Source organism: Rectinema subterraneum (assembly GCA_009768935.1).
In the GTDB taxonomy this organism is placed as follows: Bacteria; Spirochaetota; Spirochaetia; order Treponematales; family Rectinemataceae; genus Rectinema; species Rectinema subterraneum.
Window position 1 is genome coordinate 25,278 of sequence record WESA01000005.1, and the last position, 19,603, is coordinate 44,880.

At 51.4% G+C, this 19,603-nt stretch carries 19 protein-coding genes and 3 riboswitches; of the genes, 7 read left to right on the forward strand and 12 right to left on the reverse strand.

The features are described 5' to 3' along the window. Positions 1 to 38: 38 nt before the first annotated feature. The 6 genes from GAP13_RS02675 to GAP13_RS02700 all read left to right on the forward strand — a co-directional run bounded on the left by GAP13_RS02675 (position 39) and on the right by GAP13_RS02700 (position 8,016). Positions 39 to 1,028, forward strand: coding sequence for a LacI family DNA-binding transcriptional regulator (locus GAP13_RS02675; RefSeq protein ID WP_158905924.1), 990 nt, complete (start codon positions 39 to 41; stop codon positions 1,026 to 1,028). A gap of 74 nt (positions 1,029 to 1,102) precedes the next feature. Next, a complete protein-coding gene (locus GAP13_RS02680; protein ID WP_158905926.1) occupies positions 1,103 to 2,461 on the forward strand; it encodes a family 4 glycosyl hydrolase in 1,359 nt (452 codons plus the stop codon). Between the two features lie 179 nt (positions 2,462 to 2,640). Then, complete coding sequence (locus tag GAP13_RS02685) at positions 2,641 to 4,209, forward strand: 4Fe-4S binding protein (protein WP_158905928.1); 1,569 nt, start codon at positions 2,641 to 2,643, stop codon at positions 4,207 to 4,209. A 17-nt stretch (positions 4,210 to 4,226) separates the two neighbouring features. Continuing rightward, on the forward strand, positions 4,227 to 4,577 hold the full coding sequence (locus GAP13_RS02690; protein ID WP_158905930.1) for a DsrE family protein: 351 nt from the start codon (positions 4,227 to 4,229) through the stop codon (positions 4,575 to 4,577). Positions 4,578 to 4,647: 70 nt separating this feature from the next. After that, positions 4,648 to 4,864, forward strand: a riboswitch (cobalamin riboswitch). Between the two features lie 121 nt (positions 4,865 to 4,985). Continuing rightward, positions 4,986 to 7,121: a ribonucleoside triphosphate reductase gene (locus GAP13_RS02695; protein WP_158905932.1), complete on the forward strand. Its 2,136-nt coding sequence runs from the start codon at positions 4,986 to 4,988 to the stop codon at positions 7,119 to 7,121. 16 nt (positions 7,122 to 7,137) lie between these two features. Continuing rightward, on the forward strand, positions 7,138 to 8,016 hold the full coding sequence (locus tag GAP13_RS02700; protein ID WP_158905934.1) for a radical SAM protein: 879 nt from the start codon (positions 7,138 to 7,140) through the stop codon (positions 8,014 to 8,016). Between the two features lie 16 nt (positions 8,017 to 8,032). Here the strand turns inward: GAP13_RS02700 and GAP13_RS02705 are convergent, their stop codons facing one another. Beyond that, complete coding sequence (locus GAP13_RS02705; RefSeq protein ID WP_158905936.1) at positions 8,033 to 9,727, reverse strand: vWA domain-containing protein; 1,695 nt, start codon at positions 9,725 to 9,727, stop codon at positions 8,033 to 8,035. Positions 9,728 to 9,851: 124 nt separating this feature from the next. Here GAP13_RS02705 and GAP13_RS02710 point away from each other — a divergent pair, with 124 nt between their 5' ends. After that, positions 9,852 to 10,025 carry a hypothetical protein gene (locus GAP13_RS02710; RefSeq protein WP_158905938.1) on the forward strand — a complete coding sequence of 58 codons (174 nt, stop codon included), beginning with the start codon at positions 9,852 to 9,854 and terminating at the stop codon, positions 10,023 to 10,025. On the opposite strand, the gene GAP13_RS02715 is transcribed toward GAP13_RS02710, so the two are convergent. The 11 genes from GAP13_RS02715 to GAP13_RS02765 form a co-directional block, all read right to left on the reverse strand. Continuing rightward, on the reverse strand, positions 10,003 to 10,812 hold the full coding sequence (locus GAP13_RS02715) for an HAD family hydrolase (protein ID WP_158905940.1): 810 nt from the start codon (positions 10,810 to 10,812) through the stop codon (positions 10,003 to 10,005). The two genes, GAP13_RS02710 and GAP13_RS02715, sit on opposite strands and share 23 nt — an antisense overlap. Beyond that, positions 10,797 to 11,423 carry a thiamine phosphate synthase gene (gene thiE / locus GAP13_RS02720; RefSeq protein WP_158905942.1) on the reverse strand — a complete coding sequence of 209 codons (627 nt, stop codon included), beginning with the start codon at positions 11,421 to 11,423 and terminating at the stop codon, positions 10,797 to 10,799. Before thiE ends, GAP13_RS02715 begins: the two co-directional genes overlap by 16 nt. Then, on the reverse strand, positions 11,410 to 12,234 hold the full coding sequence (gene thiM / locus GAP13_RS02725) for a hydroxyethylthiazole kinase (RefSeq protein ID WP_158905944.1): 825 nt from the start codon (positions 12,232 to 12,234) through the stop codon (positions 11,410 to 11,412). The genes thiE and thiM overlap by 14 nt, the downstream gene beginning before the upstream one ends. Continuing rightward, the gene (gene thiD, locus GAP13_RS02730) at positions 12,231 to 13,049 is read right to left on the reverse strand and encodes a bifunctional hydroxymethylpyrimidine kinase/phosphomethylpyrimidine kinase (RefSeq protein WP_241864275.1); all 819 of its coding nucleotides are present in this window, start codon (positions 13,047 to 13,049) and stop codon (positions 12,231 to 12,233) included. The genes thiM and thiD overlap by 4 nt, the downstream gene beginning before the upstream one ends. Next, positions 13,039 to 14,337: a phosphomethylpyrimidine synthase ThiC gene (thiC, locus tag GAP13_RS02735; protein WP_158905946.1), complete on the reverse strand. Its 1,299-nt coding sequence runs from the start codon at positions 14,335 to 14,337 to the stop codon at positions 13,039 to 13,041. The genes thiD and thiC overlap by 11 nt, the downstream gene beginning before the upstream one ends. Before the next feature lie 142 nt (positions 14,338 to 14,479). Beyond that, positions 14,480 to 14,577, reverse strand: a riboswitch (TPP riboswitch). A gap of 81 nt (positions 14,578 to 14,658) precedes the next feature. Then, positions 14,659 to 15,126 carry a 6,7-dimethyl-8-ribityllumazine synthase gene (gene ribH / locus GAP13_RS02740; protein ID WP_158905948.1) on the reverse strand — a complete coding sequence of 156 codons (468 nt, stop codon included), beginning with the start codon at positions 15,124 to 15,126 and terminating at the stop codon, positions 14,659 to 14,661. Further along, entirely contained in the window at positions 15,123 to 16,364 is a 1,242-nt protein-coding gene (locus tag GAP13_RS02745) for a bifunctional 3,4-dihydroxy-2-butanone-4-phosphate synthase/GTP cyclohydrolase II (RefSeq protein WP_158905950.1), read from the reverse strand. The genes ribH and GAP13_RS02745 overlap by 4 nt, the downstream gene beginning before the upstream one ends. Further along, positions 16,361 to 17,032, reverse strand: a complete 672-nt coding sequence (locus GAP13_RS02750; RefSeq protein ID WP_158905952.1) for a riboflavin synthase — start codon at positions 17,030 to 17,032, stop codon at positions 16,361 to 16,363. Before GAP13_RS02750 ends, GAP13_RS02745 begins: the two co-directional genes overlap by 4 nt. Next, positions 17,017 to 18,123 (reverse strand): bifunctional diaminohydroxyphosphoribosylaminopyrimidine deaminase/5-amino-6-(5-phosphoribosylamino)uracil reductase RibD, encoded by a 1,107-nt coding sequence (gene ribD, locus GAP13_RS02755; protein WP_158905954.1) that lies wholly within the window; start codon positions 18,121 to 18,123, stop codon positions 17,017 to 17,019. Before ribD ends, GAP13_RS02750 begins: the two co-directional genes overlap by 16 nt. A gap of 70 nt (positions 18,124 to 18,193) precedes the next feature. Further along, positions 18,194 to 18,329, reverse strand: a riboswitch (FMN riboswitch). A gap of 78 nt (positions 18,330 to 18,407) precedes the next feature. After that, positions 18,408 to 18,809 (reverse strand): preQ(1) synthase, encoded by a 402-nt coding sequence (gene queF, locus GAP13_RS02760; protein ID WP_158905956.1) that lies wholly within the window; start codon positions 18,807 to 18,809, stop codon positions 18,408 to 18,410. Then, on the reverse strand, positions 18,809 to 19,498 hold the full coding sequence (locus tag GAP13_RS02765; protein WP_158905958.1) for a queuosine precursor transporter: 690 nt from the start codon (positions 19,496 to 19,498) through the stop codon (positions 18,809 to 18,811). Before GAP13_RS02765 ends, queF begins: the two co-directional genes overlap by 1 nt. Positions 19,499 to 19,603: the final 105 nt, after the last annotated feature.

The window sequence follows — 19,603 nt, forward strand, 5'->3', positions numbered from 1 at the left end:
TATTCATCGTAAAGCGCCAGGATTGAATACAGGCCAGTATGGTAACGATAATCGATGTCGCAAAAGCTGCCGGCGTCTCACCCTCAACCGTAAGCCATGTGCTCAACGGCAAGCGTCCAATAAGCGATGCCACCAAGAAGCGGGTACACGATGCCATAGTAGCTCTTGGATACGAGCCAAATCCCAATGCCCAGGCATTGCGCTCGACATCGTCCGGCATTATCGCCTTTTATGCATCCGACATAACAGAAGTGTTCTCAACCTTGATCATTCAAGGAGCCGAGCGCATTTGCAGGGAAAATAATTACTATATGATTTTTGCAAGCGGGGTTGAATTCAATAACGATATTGCCGAGGCAATGCATTTTCTTAAAAGAAGACGAATTGATGGCCTTATTGTATCGTTTGGCATACGAAAAAGAATCGAAAACCGACTTCCCAAGGCGCTGGACTTCCCTGTGGTTTCCATTAATGCTCGAGTTTCGGACGATATTCCCTCAATTCAACCCGATGATTATTCCGGAGGAAGAGAGGCAGCACGCTATCTCCTGCAAAGAGGCGCAAAAAATCCAGCCATCATCGGCGGGCCAGAATCCCGACTGGCAAGTGAAGAACGCATACAAGGCTTTGTCGATGAAATGGCCGCACAATCAATTCCCTTTGATAGGGACAAAATGATTGTCTATGGCGACTTTTCCTTCGATTCCGGAAGAACATGCATGGCGACTCTTTTGCAGCGCGACCGCTCTATCGATGCGGTATTCTGTGCAAATGACTACATGGCTGCAGGCGCGATTACCGAAGCACAGAAACAGAATATAGCCATTCCTCAGCAACTGCGCATCGTCGGCTATGATAACCGCGAATTCGACTGGTTCTGGCCAATACCCATCACCACATTTTCTCTTCCTCTTGCAGAAATGGGAGAAAAAGGCGCTTCAACGTTGATACGCATGATCAAGGGTGAAAAACCGGAGCCTTTTCATGCGGTTATCCCGAGCAGTTTGGTAACAAGAGCATCGTCGTGAGGAAAATTGCATGAAATAAATAGCCGAGCAGAAGTTAATTGCTTTTTGCAGCTCATTTTACAGGAGGAACCGCAATGAAACTCGTTCTCATCGGCGCAGGGAGCGCCCAGTTCGGATTCGGCACGCTTGGCGATATTTTTTCGAGCAAGGTGCTCAAAGGATCGCATATCGCGCTTGTCGATATCAATGGAGAGTCGCTCAGCCGCGTGCAGGCTGCAGGCCAGGCCTTTATCGAAGCGAATGGGCTCGATTTTACCCTCTCAGCCCACACCGATAGACGCGAGGCGTTGAAAGGGGCGGATTTTGTCATCATCTCGATTGAAGTGGGTAATCGCTTTGAACTCTGGGACCAGGACTGGATGATCCCCCTTCAGTACGGCATTCCTCAGGTGTACGGAGAGAACGGCGGCGCCGGCGGGCTGTTCCATGCTTTGCGCATCACGCCTGCGATTCTCGACATCTGTGAAGACTGCGCAAGCCTCTGCCCCGACGCCTTCGTTTTCAATTTCTCGAACCCCATGACCGCCATCACCACCACGGTGCTTCGCAAGTTCCCGAACCTGCGTTTTATCGGGCTGTGCCACGAAATCGCCTCGCTCGAGCGATATCTGCCGCTCATGCTCGACGTGCCTTTTAGCGAACTCGAGCTGCGGGCGGCGGGCCTCAACCATTTCAGCGTCCTCGTCTCGGCTCGCTATCGCACAAGCGGCAAAGACGCTTATCCTGACATCCTCGCCAAGGCGCCTGCTTTCTTCGAAAAAGTGCTCGGCTATTCCGACATCCTCGAATATATCCAGACAACCGGCAACATCCCCCGAACCGAGGGCGAAACCGGACTGCCGGACATCGGGCGCACCGAATCGTCGCGAGCATGGTCCGACCGCGGACTTTTCCGCCACATTCTGGAGCGATTCCACCTTTTGCCCATCACTTCCGACAGCCATATCGGCGAGTATATCCAGTGGGCTCATGAAGTGGCCGATCATAAGGGCATCCTCGACTTTTACATGCTGTACCGCGCCTCGCTCAGCATGCTCAAACCGACCATCGAACTCAAAGTCAAAGAGCGCGTTGTGCCCATCATCGAGGGCATCCTCGGCGACACCGGCTACGAAGAGGCAGCCGTTAACATCATGAATACCGGCCTCATTCCGAGCCTTCCGGACTCGGTGGCTGTCGAAGTGCCCGCGCGTGTCTGGCGCAAGGGGCTCGAAGGCATTGCCTTCCCGGACTACCCGAAAGGGTTCGCCGCCCTGCTTCGGAATTACACCGGCGTTTACGACCTCACCGCCGAGGCTATTTTGCAGAAGAGCAAAGACCTCGCCATCCAAGCGCTCCTGGTGAATCCTGTAGTGACAGCCTGCGCGCGCGTGCCCGAGCTCGTGAACGTGATGATCGAGCGCCAGGCGCAGTGGCTGGGGTATTTAAAGTAGAAAGGCCCGCCATTTCTGAAAAGCCTGGGTTCGGCGGCCGGCAAAAGCGCAGTGACAATTTAAATTGGAACTATTTGGCAGCGCGCGGCGACATATATTCAGTTATCTTGGGCAATAGCGTAGCTTAATATTTGCAAAATTGCGCCCGAACACTTAGAATTCTTACAAAAGGAGAGCATATGGCCAAGAAAATGCCGCGCATCCAGCTTATACGAAGGATTTCGCTGGGAATATTCCTTGTTGCTGTCACTGTGCTGACAATTTTGCATCAGAAAGTGCAGAACATGCCTTCGATCGATGCGCTCGATCCATTTGGCGGCATTGAGACGCTTTTCAAGTATCTTGCCGGTGGAGAATTCATCAAAAAGATAGTGCCGGCCAACATTGTGCTTCTGGTTGGGATTGTCCTTTTGGGCGTGGTCCTGTCGCGATTTTTCTGCGGATGGATCTGTGCATTCGGCGCGCTGCAGGGCGTGTTCGGCTGGCTTGGCAAAAAGATTTTCAATCGGCGCTTTGTGGTGCCGCCCAAGGTCGATAGAGTCCTGCGTTGGGCGAAATATCCGATACTTGTTGCAATTGTCTATTTTACATGGAAAACGGGGACCTTGGTGATACGGCCGTATGATCCGCTCGCCGCATACGGGCATCTGTCTGCGGGATTGTCCGCGGTGTGGGCTGAATTTGCGGTCGGCTTTGTCATTCTGGTGCTTACCCTCGTTCTTTCCATGTTCTATGAGCGGGTTTTCTGCAAATATGTCTGTCCGCTTGGTGCGGTCACCGCGATCCTCAGCAGAATCCCTCTGTTCAGAATTAAGCGCGAAACGACCACTTGCATTTCGTGCGCAAGATGCGACAAAGCGTGCTCGATGAACATCGATGTTTCACATGCCGACACTATTTCGTCGCCAGAATGCATCGCCTGCATGGAATGCGTCTCTGTCTGCCCGACCAAAAAGAATTCGCTTGTAACGACCCTGGCCGGGAAAACAGTAGGTGTTGGGAAAATCGCGGCGCTTGGCCTGGCTATTTACCTTGGCACAATGGGCGTCGGCGCGCTTTTGGGGAAACTCGATTTTGTCGGCCCCACTTTGAGCCAGAAAGCCACGAGTGGCACACTGGCGATCGGGGATATCAAAGGCTCCTCGACGTGGGCAGAAGTAGCGACCGCATTTGGAATTGACTTCGAGCGGCTCTATCGCGAAGCCGGGGTCGATGCTTCGAAAGTCCCGCCCGAAACCAAGCTCAAAGATACGGGAGCGCTCATAGGAAAGACCTTCGAAGCCGACACTGCGCGATTTGCTGTCTCGAAAATAACTGGCATACCGTATGCCGGTGAAAATGCGGCGCCTGCGAGCCCTGCAGCGACGCCCTCGGGTGCTGCTCCTTCCAGCGCGGAGCCGACCAGCGCAGCTCCGAGTTCATCGGCCGCAGCTGCGCCAGCTTCCCCAACGCCTGCTGCTGCGCCTGCGGCTGTTTCCCCTGTTCCAGCGCCGACCTCTACTCCAGTAAATGCCGCTCAATCCAGCGCGCCCGCCGCCTCTACGACCCAACTCACCGTGCCCCCAGACTTTGCTTTGGAAGGCACAATGACCGTAAAGGATGTCGCCGCGGCACTCAAAACATCCGAAACAGCGGTGATCAAGAAGCTGCAGCTGCCGGCGGACTTCCCCACGGATAAGCCATTGCGGGACCTGAAAGACCAATACGGCTACACAATGACCGTGCTGAAGGAAAGGTTTGCAAAGTAGTAAGTAAAGGATACTGTATGCCAGAATCACTCAAACTTGTCCTCCATGTTGCTCAAGTCGACAAATGGGAAGGAGCAATCAGCAATGCTGCAAACTTCCTCAAGACTGCTGCTCCCGGCGAGCACTTGGAAATTCGTATAGTGGCCAATTCCGACGCTGTTTTAGCTTGCGCTCCATGCAGCCCGAAGCTTCTGGAACTGCTCGAAATGCTCACAAAACATGGTGTGGAAATATTCCTGTGCGAGAACTCTCTTAAAAAGCACGGAATTCCTGCCGATTCGCTTCCTCCCATTCTGAAAACTGTTCCAGCAGGAATTCGGACGCTGGTAGACCTTCAAAACGAAGGCTGGCGGTATGTTCGACCTTGAAAATCGCCCTATTATGCCTCTGCGCTTTGAATCAAAAATGCAGCCCCTTGACAACTGCAAGGCTACCCCCACATACTGACCATGCTACGGTTCGCAGCCTCTAAGGGGCGCGATCAAAAGGGAACCCGGTGAGAATCCGGGACTGCCCCGCAGCGGTATACGGGAACGAACGCTGTACGAATGCACTGGTGCTCCAAAGCGCTGGGAAGCAACAGCCAGTAGAAAAACGATCTTGCCGATCGAAACGCCCGCAAGTCCGAAGACCTGCCGAAGCCATCGTTGTTTGTACGCAACGATGTAGTACCTGGGAGCCTCGAGGGAAGGCATGGGGTCGGCATTCTACTGCTCTCCGAACGCCGCTTCTTCGTATCAATCCTTCTTTGCTCCCTTGTAACCCGAGGGGGGAATATGTTTAACGAAATCCATACCTCTGCAAAAAGCACAGTGCAAAAGCCGCAGTATGTCGTCAAGCGCTCAGGCGCCCTGGAAGAGTATGATGCCGCGAAAATCAAGTCAGCACTACAAAAGGCTTTTGCGGCAGTTGGTTTTCCTGTCTCGGCTCCAGAAACGCAAGAGAGAATCGACCGCATCACAAGCTTCGTAGAAGAACTGGTAACCCAGCTTCTAGCCAGCCGCCATCCCCATTCCATTCCCGCCATAGAAGAAATCCAGGACCTCGTGGAAACAGCTCTCATTGAGTCAAAGGAAGTATCTGTAGCCAAGGCGTATATTTTGTATCGGGCCCGCCATGAAGCCATCCGCGATACTAGAAAATTGCTTTTAGACATAGACGCCACAATGGACGGCTATCTCAATCAATCAGACTGGCGAGTAAATGAAAATGCAAATGTCAACTATTCGCTGGGCGGCCTCATCCTCCACAATTCAGGCACCATCACGGCACGTTACTGGCTGAAGAACATCTATTCTGAAGAAATCGCCGAAGCGCACCGCAACGCGGATTTTCACATCCATGACCTGTCCATGTTCTCGGGGTACTGTGCCGGCTGGTCTTTTCTTCAGCTGATCCAGGAAGGCCTTGGAGGAGTCCCCGACAAGATACGATCCAAGCCGGCTAGGCACCTCAGCACGCTGATGCAACAGGCGGTGAATTTTCTTGGCTGTATGCAGAATGAGTGGGCGGGGGCGCAGGCGTTCAGTTCATTCGACACGTACATAAGCCCCTTTGTAAAAGAAGACCATCTCTCGGACAAGGAAATCAAACAGTGCCTGCAAAGCTTTATTTTCGGCGTCAATACGCCAAGCCGTTGGGGGAGCCAGGCACCCTTCACCAATATCACTCTCGACTGGGTCGTCCCGGAGGACATGAAGAACATGCCTGCCGTAGTAGGTGGTACAATGATGGATTACACCTACGGGGACTGCCAGGAAGAAATGGACAGGGTCAACAGAGCCTTTATTGAACTGATGCTCGAAGGAGATGCCGATGGCAGAGGATTCCAGTACCCAATCCCGACTTACAATATAACAGCAAATTTCAACTGGGACTCTGACAATGCCCGCCTTCTTTTTGAAATGACAAGCCGCTATGGGACGCCGTATTTCCAGAATTTTGTCAATTCGGATCTAAAACCGCAGGATGTCCGCTCCATGTGCTGCCGGCTTCAGCTGGACAAACGCGAACTGCGCAAACGGGGTGGCGGCCTCTTTGGGTCCGATGAATTTACTGGCTCTATTGGGGTTGTTACTCTCAATCTTCCGCGCATCGGCTATCTGGCCAAGGATGAAGATGACTTTTTCAGGCGCCTTGGGAAATTGATGGACCTTGCAAAAGAGAGCCTCGTCACAAAACGCAAGGTGATAAGCCGCCTGCTGGATGCCGGCTTTTTCCCTTATACCAAACGATATCTGAAGCATCTGGACAATCATTTCAATACCATCGGCATCGTGGGAATGAACGAATGCCTTCTAAATTTCTTCAGCAAGGACGTGACATTGGCTACGGAACAGGGCCAGGCCTTTGCGCTCAAGACCCTGCAGTATATGCGAGACCGCCTGGTCGCGTATCAGGAAGCAACAGGGGAGCTCTTCAACCTGGAAGCGACACCTGCCGAGTCGACATCGTATCGCCTCGCTCGGCACGACAAGGAACGGTATCCCGATATCATTACCGCCGGTACTGCGGAGCCGTACTACACCAATTCGTCCCAGTTGCCAGTCATGTATACCAATGACATTTTTGATGCGCTCGACTTGCAGGAGGAATTGCAGAGAGCGTACACAGGCGGGACAGTTTTCCATGCTTTTCTGGGAGAAGCCATTGACGATTGGCGCACCTGCAGGGATCTGGTCAAAACCATAGCCTATTCGTACCGGATTCCGTACTTCACGATTTCCCCGACATATTCGATTTGCCCCACCCATGGATACCTGAATGGCGAGCATTTTTCGTGCCCGGTTTGTGGAGCCGAAACCGAAGTATATAGCCGCATTGTGGGCTACTACCGATCGGTCCGCAACTGGAATAAAGGGAAACGGGAAGAGTACAAAGAGAGAAAAATGTTTGCCCTCAAGGCTGATTGAGCCAAAGGCACAGCGTATGGCAGAGCTGATGGTCGGCCTCAGGAAGACAAGCCTCGTGGATTATCCGGGGAGAATAGCAGCGACGCTGTTCCTCCCGGGTTGCAATCTTCGATGCCCATGGTGCCATAACAGGGAGTTGGTGGAGCCTCAGGGCTTCGCCGCGGCGCAAAATCTCAATATCAATGAGGCCCATTTCCGAGCCGCCACGCAAAATTTCTCTGTTACGGGGGCCCAGTCGCCGGCTCAGGCACCCGAAAACGCTCCTGCCCTGATTCCCCTTTCACAAGCTCTGGACATCATACAAAAAAGAAAGAACGTGCTGGGTGGTATTGCCATCACTGGAGGGGAGCCAACCCTCAGGCCCGAACTGCCGGACATTGTAGCGGCAATTCATCGGTTGGGCCTGGATGTCAAGCTGGATACGAACGGAACCTTGCCGCTCAGCCTGGAAAAGCTGTTGCGGGAAGATGAAACGCGCCCGGACTATGTGGCCATGGATCTGAAGCTCGCTCCTGACAGATACCGCAAGCTCCTCCCCGGCGGCAGGCTTTCCGCTCACAAGCTTGCCGCCCACGAACCGCAAAAAATGAGCGATGAAGACTCGCATGCATCTCCCGGCCAAAACCTGCGCCGCTCAGTCGAACTCTTGCGACAGTATGGCATCCCCCATGAATTTCGCACACTCGCCCTGCCGGGCTCCTTCATTACCGAAAAAGATATTGAGGAATTGGCGGCGTTAGTTGATGAAAGCCCGTGGTATTTTGCCGGCTTTCGGGGTGGCAACTGCCTGGACCCGCAATGGGATCTGCTTAAAGAACCGGCCCCCAGCGAGGTTGAAGCATTAGTGCAGGTTGCCCGGGCACTGGGGAAGCATGCGATGGTGCGGGGGGTCTGACCCCCTTTTTTAAATTTTACTCCCCCGCCACCAGCTCAGCCATCTCGACAAGCTTGACGAACTCGGCGCGGTAGCCGTCTGGGTCGGCACCTTTCGCGGCGCGGGCGCGATCCATGGCGCTCTTCCAAGAGGATGAGCCTTTGTAGGGGCTGTCGCGCAGAAGCATGCCGAATTCGACGACAGCGCTTGCGAACCTGAAGTCGTCGTCGCAGGCGGCAAATTCTTTGTAGAGGGCCTGCTGGTCAAAACGCATCGAAATGAGCTTGCTCGCCTCCTGGCCGTCGCCGGGTGTTTTGTAGCGAAGTTTGAAGATGAGCACGTCGTTCGATGGCACGATGGTAATCTGCTGGAATGTGAGGTCGTTAAGTTGAGGGTCTAACCCCCTCTTAACAAGCTCATAGAACGCAGTAACGGCGTGGCCGGAGCCCATTTCGCCAGCATCCTTTGTGTCGTCGTTGAAGTCTTCGCGCGCCAGGAGGCGGTTCTCGTAGCCAATCAGGCGGTACTCGCTCACGATGGCCGGGTTGAACTCAATCTGGATTTTGACATCCTTGGCCACAGTAAAAATGTTGCCCCACAGCTCCTTGCCGAACACTTTCTTGCCTTCAAGCAGGTTGTCGATGTAAGCATAATTGCCATTTCCTTTGTCAGCAAGCGATTCCATGCGCGAGTCCTTGATGTTGCCTGTGCCGACGCCGATCACGGTGAGGTAGATGTTCTCTTTACGCTTGTCTTCAATCATGCGCTCGAGATCGCTCGTCGAGCTGACGCCAACATTGAAGTCGCCGTCAGTACAGAGAATGACGCGGTTGTTGCCGCCCTGGATGAAGTTGCGCTTTGCTACTTCGTATGCGAGCTTGATTCCCGCACCGCCCGCGGTGGAGCCGCCAGCTTCGAGCCTCTCGATGGCGCTCAAGATGGTCTCTTTTTTCGCCCCTGATGTCGCGTCGAGGACGAGCCCAGCTGTACCCGCATACGCGACAATGGAAACTTTGTCCTGGGGACGGAGCTTTTCTACCATTATTTTGAGGCTCTGCTTGAGAAGAGGCAATTTGTTGTCTTCATCCATTGAACCTGAGGTATCCATCAGGAACACGAGGTTGGACGGCGGCAGGTTCGCGGTCTCAATTTCCTTTGCCTTGATCGCGACGCGAAGGAGCCAGTGATCGGGGTCCCATGGAGCCGGCGCCATGGTCAAGGTCGCCGCAACCGGATGTTCTCCAGTCGGCGGCGCATAGCTGTAGGTGAAATAATTGATCATTTCCTCGATGCGCACCGCATCTTTCGGTGGAAGCTTGCGCGATTCCATAAGATAGCGGCGCACGTTCGCATAGCTCGCGGTATCGACATCGATCGAGAAGGTGGAAACGGGATTGCCCAGCGTATTGCGGAACGGATTGTCCACGATCCGCTGGTATTCTTCGGTATTGAATTCGGGTTGGGAACCTAGCGCGGCGGTTTGGCCATTGCTTCCGGGCAACCCTGTTTGCGCTACAAACGCAAGTGGGCCAGCTGAACTTTGCGGCAATGCCATAGAATACATCACGCCTTCTTTTGCCTGCGGAGAGGATGCGCTTGCCGAAGGAGGCAGGGAGGCTTGACCTATCGGCGCTGGCTGCGTAGAGCACGAGGCGGTGAACAGAATGAGAATTCCTGCCGCTAGATATAGAGTGCGCCTTGCTTTCCTATTTTGCGTTGATAAATATTTCATTTCAAGCCTCCGATATTTTCAGGAAACACATATGTTAAAACAATAATTATAAATATAACCCAAAAACGGAAGTTTTGCGTCCCGGGCGGCTACGAAACTGACCACTCTCGGCAAGGAATAGCGCATGGAATTCTTTGACAGGAAGCCAGCTGCATTCGATTTCGAACACCCCAAGGTTTCGCGAGGAATTGGCTTGCGAATCAAACTGGACGACGCCTCGAATGCCAACATGCGAGTGGATATCGCCTGGGCTGGTAGCAGCCCCCAATGCTACTTCAATTTCGGCGAGGCATTCTAGAGCTGGAAAATATACAGAACGGAGGCAATGCGAAAAAGCCCGGGAGATCAAGCAGGTCGTGGACAACATTGGCTTTTGGAGAAAAATCCTGGACAACTCCTGTTCCGCTGAGAACTGCCACAAAGGAAGCACCCGCAGCCACAGCCATTGCCTCATCGGCGGGCGTATCGCCTATTACCAGAACCTCGCTGGGGAAAACTCCGCAAAAGTCGGCAAAAGCGTACACGGAACAGGGATGTGGTTTCGGCTGTTCGATGGTATCAGATGCGGCAATAAACGTAAAATAGTCAAGAAATCCTGCCGCCGCCATATCCCGTTGGGCGTTCGCGAGCGAGTCCGAGGTAGCAAGTCCCTGGCATAAGCCCAAATCCTTAAAAAACCTAAGAGCCTCTTGCGCGCCTTGTGCCGGTATCGGCGTAATTGGGCTTTGCTCCAGAATTTCGGCGAGTTTTGACTTTGCCAAAGAAAAGAAGCTTTGCTTTTTCTCGGAAATGAAAGAATCCATTTCAAGAAATGCGGAATAGAATTCCCCAATAATGGCTTCGCTCGTTCCCGAAGCCAGTACGCCCTGGCCAGAAACCGTCCCATCTGGCTTGACTCCCAGCCGAAAAAGGACTCGTTGAATGTAATCTTGTTCTTTTACGGATGAAAATCCATACTCGGCCGCCATTGCTTCCGCCAACTTCCGCTCCACATCAATCCAGCTCCCAAAGGTGTCCAGGAGCGTGCCGTCTTTATCCCAAAGTACAGCTTTGCTGGTCAGCATATCTTTCAAACGTCCTTCCATTGTTGAACAAAAGTTTTCACTGCCTTTGCAGGGTCTGGAGCTCCCCATATCGCCGATATGACCGCGATGCCAGAAAAACCAAAGCGGCGTATGTCTTTTATCCGTTCAGGAGTTATGCCCCCAATTCCAATAAGGGGTACTCCTAACATTCTGATCAGTTCAATCTGCCGATGATGTACCATGATGGCGTCATTTTTGCTGATGGTGGGGAATAGCGCCCCGATTCCCAAATAATCGGCTCCATCGTGGAGGGCTTTTTCTGCCTGTTCCAAGGTCTGTGCCGATACGCCATATATTTTATCCGGCCTCCAAAGTTTTTTTGCAGCCCAGAGGGGCAGGTCCCCTTGTCCCAGGTGGATTCCATCCGCATCCAAGGCCATAGCCAGATCAAGGCGATCATTCACTATCATCGGCACCCCTTTTCTGGCAGTCAATTCACGAACCTTTTGGCCCAATTCAAACATCTCCCGATCGGCGAGCCCGGATTTTTCCCGAAACTGAACCCAGGTGACTCCGGAATCAATGGCAGTTTCCAGAATCGGGAAAAAATCAGCTTTGGGACAAAAGGATCGGTCGGTTATCAAGCATAGGGATGAATCAAAGCGTAACATAGGTGATCCTTTCTTTCCAAAGGAAGTCCGAGGGCGTCAGGAGGCTAATGGCATCAAATAGATTGATTCGGAATTGTCCGGTGCCCTGTCCTGGCTTTAAGGCTTTTTGAGCTTTTTCACCGGCCAGCTTCATGGCCATGATGCCCAAGATAGCAGCGAAAAGATGGGACGACATAACACTGCAGAAACAGCCAACCAAGGAAGAGGTCATACAGCCAGTGCCGGTTATTCGGCCGAGCATTGCGGTTCCTCCGCCAATTTTATACATCGATTTGCCATCGGTGACTGTATCTATAGCCCCTGTAGCGGCTACAATGGCTCCGCTTGACCGCGCAAGCGCTATTGCGGCCTGGTCCGCCTCGCTATCCAGGGAATCAACTCCCCGTTGGTTGGAAGCCTCCCCTGCCAGGAACTTGATCTCGGAAGCGTTGCCTTTAATGATAGTAGGTCGAACCTTCCTAAGGATTTCTTCAGCTGTATTCCGCCGAAATTGCGTTGCTCCTGCACCGACGGGATCAAAAATCACCGGTTTGCCCATTTCTCGAGCCCGGATCCCCGCCTCGATCATAGACAATATAGCGCTTGGGTGTAGCGTTCCCATGTTAATTACCAGAGCTCCTGCAAAGCCAACCATTTCGCTGGCTTCTTCCGGGCTATCAGCCATTACTGGGGAGCCTCCTAACGCAAGGGTAATATTCGCGCAATCGTTGATTGTCACCGCGTTGGTGATATGGTGAATGAGCGGCGAAGAAGATCTGAGGTTCTCTAGAACATCCGCGAGATTCATTGCTTCGAAATTGGTCTGGTTCATAATTGAGGCACCTCTCCATGATACAAGTTATAAAAATGATGGATAGGACCGATTCCATGGCCTATATTGAGGCCATGTTCGATACCCACTCTGACGTAATTCTTGGCACGTTCTATAGCCTCAAGGATCGTCAAGCCTCGAGCCAAATATGCCGTGATGGCACTCGAAAGAGAGCATCCGGTGCCATGGGTATGCTGACTGGTAAGGCGTTCCCCCTTGAAAACGTGCACACCTAGATTGGTTACCAGGACATCATCAGCATCGGTTTTCCGATGTCCCCCTTTTATAAGGACTGCTTTAGCCCCAAGCGATAGAATCTTCTTTCCCGCGCTTTCCAATTCAGCCATGGTCTGGGGGACAAAACCTGCAAGGGCTGCAGTCTCGGGGAGATTGGGGGTAATAAGATCGGCTAAAGGCACAATTTCGGACAAAAAAATGTCTTTTGCAGTGTCTTCCATGAGGGGGTATCCATTTTTAGCTTGCAAAACAGGATCAACCACAATCCATTTGGGGCGATACCAGCGTAATCGCTTTCCAATTACTTTCATCACCGCCAGGGTGCCAAGCATGCCAATTTTTACTGCATCCACCCTAATATCGCTGAATACTGCGTCAATCTGCGCGCCGACAAAATCCGCATCAACTTGGTGGAGAGCCTGGACCCCCTGAGTGTTTTGCGCGGTGAGGGCTGTGATGACCGACATCCCGAAGACTCCGCAGGCACTCATGGTTTTTAAATCAGCCTGAATCCCCGCCCCACCGCTGGTATCGCTTCCAGCGATAGAGAGTACATGCCGCATAGAACTAGATGACATCGACTTCCTCTCCGCGCATGATGGTATTGATATTCCGCATCGCACACATTTTCCCGCACATGGTGCAGGTGTCCTCTAGTTCCGGTTTCGATTCAGCCCTATATCGGCGGGCTTTCTCAGGGTCTACGGCCAATGCAAACATTTCTTTCCAGTCCAGGTTTTTCCGGGCCTGGCTCATGCTGTTATCCCACTCTCGCGCACCGTTTACCCCTTTTGCGATATCCGCTGCGTGTGCTGCGATTCGCGAAGCGATAATCCCTTCTTTCATATCCTCAAGGGTAGGAAGCCGGAGATGTTCCGCCGGAGTAACGTAGCAGAGAAAGGCCGCCCCGGCTGATGCGGCCACCGCTCCGCCTATAGCGGCGGTAATATGGTCATACCCTGGCGCTATATCGGTGACGAGCGGACCAAGAACATAGAAAGGGGCATCATCACAAAGGCGCTGTTCCAGCTTCATGTTGGCCGCAATCTCATCCAGGGCCATGTGCCCTGGGCCCTCAATAATTACCTGAACGTTTTGATCGTGCGCTCGCCGCGTCAGTTCGCCAAGCACAATGAGCTCTTCAATTTGTACCGCGTCACTCGCATCGGCGATTGATCCGGGCCGGCACGCGTCTCCCAGGCTGATTGTCACGTCATATTCACGACATATCGCAAGGAGTTCATCATAATGCTCGTAAAAAGGATTTTCCTTCCCCGTCATTTCCATCCACGAAAACAGAAGAGATCCACCGCGGGATACCATTCCGGTCAACCGTGGATTTTTCTTGAATCGTTCCGCGGTGGCGCGGTTCAGACCACAATGGATGGTCATAAAATCCACCCCGTCTTCCGCGTGCATCCGTACAGTTGCCAGCCATTCTTCTGCGGTGATTTCCCGAAGAGGCTTGTTGTAATAAACGACCGCATCGTAAATAGGCACGGTACCGATCATGACCGGGGATTCGTCGATAAGTCGTTTACGGAATGAATGGGTGTTCCCAAAGGAACTCAAATCCATCAGGGCATCTGCATTCAAAGCCAAGGCTGTACGGACTTTTTCCATCTCTGCTTCCTGGTCGGAGCAGTCCCGTGAAGTACCAAGGTTAACGTTAATTTTTGTCTTCAGGGTGCGGCCTATAGCGCGAGGTACCAGATTCTTGTGTCGCTTGTTTGCGGGGATGACCGCTTTGCCCTGCGCTACGAGGGCTCTAAGGACTTCTTCATCCAATTGCTCCCACGCGGCTGCCAAACGGAGTTGTTCCGTTATAAGCCCTTTTCGTGCGGCATCCATTTGTGTCGAGTACATATTTCCTCCTCTTTTTTCGCTTTTGAAGGATACCGGAGAGGAGGCGTGTTTGGTCTTTTCCACCAGGTAGGAGCTATGTGTAATTTATGCAAAAAAAGCGCTCCCCCACCGATGGAGAAGCGCTTGCATTAAATAGTAGTTATTCAATACGTGCATTGCTTCCCTACGACAGTATTAACTGACAGGTTCCAAGGGTCAGGTTTTAACCTTCTCAACCGTGAGGTTCCCCCGCAAGAACGAAAAAAATGTCTGCAAGATGCTTACCATATCCGGGCTCTTGTGTAAAGCCGGGTAAAGCCTGTACATCAGCTATTCGCTCAATTATTCGCTCAATGCGCGCATGAGGTTTGCCATCTCTATTGCGCTTAAGGCAGCATCATATCCTTTATTGCCCGCTTTTGTTCCGGCTCGTTCTATGGCTTGTTCTATGTTCTCCGTCGTAAGGACACCAAAGATAACAGGCTTTTCCGAACTCAAGGAGACTTGGGCTACCCCTTTTGATACTTCCGCGGCTACATAGTCAAAGTGCGGTGTCGATCCTCGAATTACCGCACCAAGGCAGATAACCACATCGATATCCGTTCGTTCGGCCAATTTTTTTGCGACCAGGGGGATTTCAAAAGCCCCTGGAACCCAGGCCATAATGATATTTGTGTCGTCTATGCCGTGCCTTTTTAGCCCGTCAAGCGCTCCCTCGAGCAATTTTGATACGATGAATTCGTTGAATCTTCCAGCAACAATTCCTATTCGGATATGTTGAGCAATGAGATTCCCTTCCATAATTTTCATTTGGCACTCCTGTTTAAAATCTGCAAGGTTTCGAGCTGATGATGCATCCGCTCTTGTTTTGTCCGCAAATAAAACTTGTTGTACGTGTTAGCCTGAATATGCAGGGGAATACGCTGAAATACCTTGATGCCATTTTGTTCCATGCTTTCAATTTTCTGCGGATTGTTGGTCATAAGTCGCACGCTCCGGACTCCAAGGTCTCTCAGTATCAAGGCTCCAATTCGGTAATCTCGCATGTCGGCCGGAAATCCGAGATGGATATTTGCATCAACCGTATCTATTCCTGTGTCTTGCAATGCATAGGCTTTTAATTTATTGATCAGTCCTATTCCCCTGCCTTCCTGTCGAAGATATACAAGAATTCCACGTCCTTGGCGGGAAATCAGCCGCATTGCTTCTTTATACTGTTCCCCGCAGTCGCATCGCAGGGAACCGAGCGCATCGCCGGTAAGGCATTCGGAATGCACGCGACAAAGGACCGGCTCATCTCCCGATATATCACCCAGAATCAGGGCGAGGTGCTCTTTTCCTGTTGCGTTTTCGGTATACCCCACAAGCTTGAAATTCCCGTATTCCGTCGGCAGAATAGTCTCGGTTTCCCTTGTGATACCGCCTTCCCGGTCTTTTCTGTACCTGACCAGATCGGCGACGCTGATCATGCAAAGGTTGTGCGTTTTCGCGAAATTTTCCAATGATTTTTGCCGAGCCATGGTGCCATCAGAATCAAGTATTTCGCAAATCACGCCTGCAATAGCGGTATTGGAAGAAGCTGGCATTTCGCTTCTGGCCAATTTGACCAGATCGAGTACGGCTTCTGTATGTCCTTGTCGTTCCAGAACTCCACCGGTACGTCCCGCGAGGGGGAAAATATGACCAGGCCTCCGAAAATCGGCCGGCCCACAGGATGTATCTATAAGTTTCTGTATGGTGTGTGCTCGCTCGAATGCTGAAATACCGGTAGCAGTTTCGATGTGATCCACGGAAACGGTAAAAGCTGTCCCGTGATTATCCTCATTGTGGTGAACCATAGGCTGCAGTTCAAGCTCTTCCAGCCTCCGTTGTTCCATGGGCACGCAGATAAGCCCACAGGCAAAATGAGCCATGAAATTAATTACCTCGGGGGTGGCAAATTGCGCGTCGATACATACATCCCCTTCGTTTTCCCTGTCCTCATGGTCTGTAATGATGACCATCTTTCCAGCCCGAAAGGCGCGTATCGCTTCTTCGACACTGTTCATAATTCCCCTCCAATAAACCCGGACAATCTCAATAATTCCTCAGTCAAAACAGGGCGCGGGTGTTCAGCCTCATCAGGAATTTTGGACATGATCAATTTTTCGACATATCGGGCAATCAAATCGCATTCGATATTAAGGGTATCCCCGACTTTTTTTAGATATACATTTGTCTGCATCTGTGTATGAGGAATGAGCGAGACAGAAAAACTGGAATCAGAAACCCCACAGACAGTAAGGCTTATACCATCAAGGGCTATGGATCCCTTTACCGCAATATATTTCAGAAGCTCCGGACTGCAAGTGATTTCCAATATTGATGCGATGCCCTCTTTCAATATCGAACGAATTGTTCCGGCACCATCGACATGACCGCTGACCAAATGTCCCCCGAGTCGGGTGGCAAGGGTCAGAGCCCGTTCAAGGTTTACCGCATCTCCGCATTGAAGTTCGCCAAGGGTTGTTCGCTGAAGAGTTTCCGCCATTATATCCGATACAAAAACTGAGGAGGAAATTTCTGTCACCGTCAAGCAGACCCCGTTTACAGCGATGCTGTCCCCAAGACGAGTTCCTTGGCATACGGTGTGGGCTAGTATTGTAATTCTTGCGGAATGAGCCCCCCGGGTAATAGACCGGACATACCCGACTTCTTCAATTATGCCGGTGAACATACGGTCCCCTCGATCAAAATATCGGATCCGCAGGAACCGATACGAATGTTCTCAATTTTGCAGGCATCGGCAAGAGCAGAAAATCCTTCACCCGCGATTACAGTTCTGGCGCGTTGGCCACCTAATAAAACAGGAGTCATATAAAAGCGTACAGCATTCACAATACCCGCTTTTAGCGCAGAAAAAGCCAGGGTACCGCCGCCTTCCAGCAGGATACTATCAATTTCCATTTGCCCCAAAATGGTCATCAGTTTCTGAAGATCCACATGTCCTTCTGTTTGCCTGGTGTATATTAGATGTACGCCAGCATCTTTCAGTTTTTCCGCTTTCGCAGTATCGCTGTCTTCTGTGGTAGCTATAATTGTTTTAATCTTATGTGCGGTGGTAACGATGTTGGAATCCATTGGAATGCGAAGATGGCTGTCCGCAATGATCCGTATAGGGTTGCGCCCTTCAACCATGCGAACCGTAAGCGCAGGATCGTCGGAAAGTACCGTTTCAATGCCGCACATGATGGCCATGTATTCGCTGCGAAGCCGATGTACGTCTTTGCGCGATTCCTCACAGGAAATCCATCTCGATTCCCCGGAAGCGGTCGATATTTTTCCATCCAAAGATAATCCAGATTTCAGGAGTACAAAGGGCTTGCCAGTTGTAATGTATGTTATAAAAACACGATTTAGTTCCCGGCATTCTGCTTCAAGAATTCCAACTTCAACATCAATCCCTGCCTCTTTCAGAATCCTGATTCCCTTGCCTGCGACCAGAGGGTTGGGATCTTCCATTCCCACGACTACAGAACGAATTCCACTATTCAGTATCAATGATGTACAGGGCGGCGTCTTACCGAAATGACAACAGGGTTCCAGGGTAACATAGAGGGTTGTATTGGAAAAATCGGTATTTCCAGAAAGGATGGCGTTATCAATTGCCATGACTTCTGCATGGGGGCCTCCATAGAACGCATGGAACCCCCGTCCAATGATCTCACCATCTCGCACGAGCACAGCTCCCACAAGGGGATTGGGGTGTACCAATCCGGTACCCTTTCGGGCAAGATCGAGAGCTGATTGCATGAAGAATTCGTGCATAAAAAAACCCCGTAAACAATATTGTCTACAGGGCTATACACGTCCGAAAACGGACAAAGTGTTACCACACATGTATCTTCTTCCATCCAGACTATACTGTCGGCTTCGGAGTTTCACCGAATCATGCTATAAAAACGGCGTTTCCGTTTTCTTCGCTCGCGGGCTTTACCGCCGGTGGGGAATTGCACCCCGCCCTGAAGATCAATTTCGATATAAATATAGTGATTAAATATTCTCCTGTCAATGGAGCAGGGCTAGATTTTATGATGAGGCATTGCGCCTCATTATGCCCCTGCACCTTGTTCCAAATCGGGAATCCGCGACTCTGCAGTTATCGCGATTCCGCCGCGGGCCTTTTGTGCAACAGTCACCTTAACCCAGCGCGGCTTGCACACATCGAAAATATCCTGCGCTATCCTTGCGGAAAGGCTTTCGCAAAATGCTCCTTCCTCCCTGAACGACCACAAGTACAGCTTGAGGCTCTTGCTTTCGATACAGAATTTGTCCGGCTCGAACTCAATCCGAACCGTTTCCCAATCCGGCTGTCCCGTAACAGGACAGAGACTCGTCACCTCGTCGCAATCCAGAACGACTTTCTTCACATGCTCAGGGGTGGGGAAGGTTTCAAGTTTGCGCATCGGCTCCGAAACTTTTTTGCCGAGAATTTCGAATTTGTACTCTGCCATCATTTTGCTCCTAGTTTGAATGGATTGTACTCGACTCCATGATCGAAGGTATCAATCCCTTCAATCCGCTTGATATAGCCCACAACCTTATACGTAAAGGGCGTAAGCACGGCCTCGTACGCCACTTTGAAAAGGTATTGAGCCGCCATCATCTGCAGAAGCACAGACAAAGGCACATTCCCCGCAAAGCTTATGCTGATAAAGAGAACCGTATCGAAGCTTTGTCCGACCACCGTCGAGCCGATCGTTCTGACCCAGAGGAATTTGCCCTTCGTGAGCTTTTTCAATATCGAGAGCGAAATCGAATTCGCGAATTCGCCAGCCCAATATGCTATGAGCGATGCCAACACGATTCTTGGAGTCAACCCCAGCACCGTCGCATATGCGCTCTGGTCCTTAAAAAAGCCCGGATAAGGAAGAGCTACGGCTATCATGAAAATCATGGACATAAGCATGTTCGCCGCGAAGCCGATCCAGATAATGGACCGGGTTTTTTCATATCCATACACTTCGGTAAAAACATCACCAAGAATATAGGTGATCGGAAACAGAATGACCGCAGATGGCAAGACCATGCCGAATACGAGAATGAGTTTGCCGGCAATAATGTTGGAAATCAGCAGACAGGCCAGAAAAATTGAAAAAAGAACCAGAAACACGAACGAATACGACGCCTTATCCTTGTTCATGGGTAAGGACCTCCTGTTTTGTTCAGGCGGGAGCCGCGACCGCCATCAAAGTGGGATGAGTGTAATGCAGACACGACAAAGTATTCAATAGTACGAACCAGCTCT

Bases quoted from the DNA above. Each gene is read 5' to 3' on its own strand.
- GAP13_RS02745 (WP_158905950.1), bottom strand. From the start codon at position 16,364: ATGAACAGTGTCGAAGAAGCGATACGCGCCTTTCGGGCTGGAAAGATG.
- thiD (WP_241864275.1), bottom strand. From the start codon at position 13,049: ATGTCATCTAGTTCTATGCGGCATGTACTCTCTATCGCTGGAAGCGAT.
- GAP13_RS02715 (WP_158905940.1), bottom strand. From the start codon at position 10,812: ATGGAAGGACGTTTGAAAGATATGCTGACCAGCAAAGCTGTACTTTGG.
- GAP13_RS02690 (WP_158905930.1), top strand. From the start codon at position 4,227: ATGCCAGAATCACTCAAACTTGTCCTCCATGTTGCTCAAGTCGACAAA.
- GAP13_RS02680 (WP_158905926.1), top strand. From the start codon at position 1,103: ATGAAACTCGTTCTCATCGGCGCAGGGAGCGCCCAGTTCGGATTCGGC.
- GAP13_RS02750 (WP_158905952.1), bottom strand. From the start codon at position 17,032: ATGTTCACCGGCATAATTGAAGAAGTCGGGTATGTCCGGTCTATTACC.
- thiM (WP_158905944.1), bottom strand. From the start codon at position 12,234: ATGAACCAGACCAATTTCGAAGCAATGAATCTCGCGGATGTTCTAGAG.
- GAP13_RS02710 (WP_158905938.1), top strand. From the start codon at position 9,852: ATGGAATTCTTTGACAGGAAGCCAGCTGCATTCGATTTCGAACACCCC.
- ribD (WP_158905954.1), bottom strand. From the start codon at position 18,123: ATGCACGAATTCTTCATGCAATCAGCTCTCGATCTTGCCCGAAAGGGT.
- GAP13_RS02685 (WP_158905928.1), top strand. From the start codon at position 2,641: ATGGCCAAGAAAATGCCGCGCATCCAGCTTATACGAAGGATTTCGCTG.
- ribH (WP_158905948.1), bottom strand. From the start codon at position 15,126: ATGAAAATTATGGAAGGGAATCTCATTGCTCAACATATCCGAATAGGA.
- thiC (WP_158905946.1), bottom strand. From the start codon at position 14,337: ATGTACTCGACACAAATGGATGCCGCACGAAAAGGGCTTATAACGGAA.
- GAP13_RS02765 (WP_158905958.1), bottom strand. From the start codon at position 19,498: ATGAACAAGGATAAGGCGTCGTATTCGTTCGTGTTTCTGGTTCTTTTT.
- GAP13_RS02700 (WP_158905934.1), top strand. From the start codon at position 7,138: ATGGCAGAGCTGATGGTCGGCCTCAGGAAGACAAGCCTCGTGGATTAT.
- thiE (WP_158905942.1), bottom strand. From the start codon at position 11,423: ATGTTACGCTTTGATTCATCCCTATGCTTGATAACCGACCGATCCTTT.
- GAP13_RS02695 (WP_158905932.1), top strand. From the start codon at position 4,986: ATGTTTAACGAAATCCATACCTCTGCAAAAAGCACAGTGCAAAAGCCG.
- GAP13_RS02705 (WP_158905936.1), bottom strand. From the start codon at position 9,727: ATGAAATATTTATCAACGCAAAATAGGAAAGCAAGGCGCACTCTATAT.
- queF (WP_158905956.1), bottom strand. From the start codon at position 18,809: ATGGCAGAGTACAAATTCGAAATTCTCGGCAAAAAAGTTTCGGAGCCG.
- GAP13_RS02675 (WP_158905924.1), top strand. From the start codon at position 39: ATGGTAACGATAATCGATGTCGCAAAAGCTGCCGGCGTCTCACCCTCA.